The 513-nt window shown below is 58.7% G+C and carries 1 protein-coding gene; it reads right to left on the reverse strand.

All coding sequences use genetic code 11. From position 1 onward, the window contains the following. Positions 1-292: 292 nt before the first annotated feature. Positions 293-513 (reverse strand): hypothetical protein (locus NZU74_20880; GenBank protein MCS6883776.1); only part of this gene is annotated, 221 nt, incomplete at its 5' end.

Here is a 513-nt window from a genome sequence, read left to right on the forward strand (position 1 = left end):
GACCCTCCCCCGCTGGGGGAGGGGGCGTGTTTGGACAACCAAGAACCGTCCCGGCTTCGCGCCCCTGCCGCACTTCTAAAGCCAAGCAGGTTTGCCGCGATCACACAGTGCCTCTCTCTCCCTGTGGGAACGGGGCTGAGGGTGAGGGGTGATACCCCCACCCCAGCCCTCCCCCGCTGGGGGAGGGAGTAGGTATGAGAGGCAAGGGTGACACAGCTCTGGCAATTTTTCGGCGGATGGTTATACCTGTTCCCCTCACTCCCCTGTTCCTCTCTCTTCTATCGCTGTGCGCTTAGTTTCCTCGCGTGACAACCGGCACCCACACATGAAAGCTTGGATCGCCAGCAGGAATGAAGGTCATCCAGTTGTAGTTTGCCATGCCTCCGCTTCCGAAGGTCAAACGTAAGACATGGGTGCCTTGAGGTAAAGTGACCGCAGTTGGAGTTTGCCACGTCTGCCAGCGCGAGAAGTCCCAGTCACTAGCACCGGTAGTAGGTAGGTTTTGATTAACCC

This window comes from Chloroflexaceae bacterium (assembly GCA_025057155.1).
Lineage (GTDB): Bacteria > Chloroflexota > Chloroflexia > Chloroflexales > Chloroflexaceae > JACAEO01.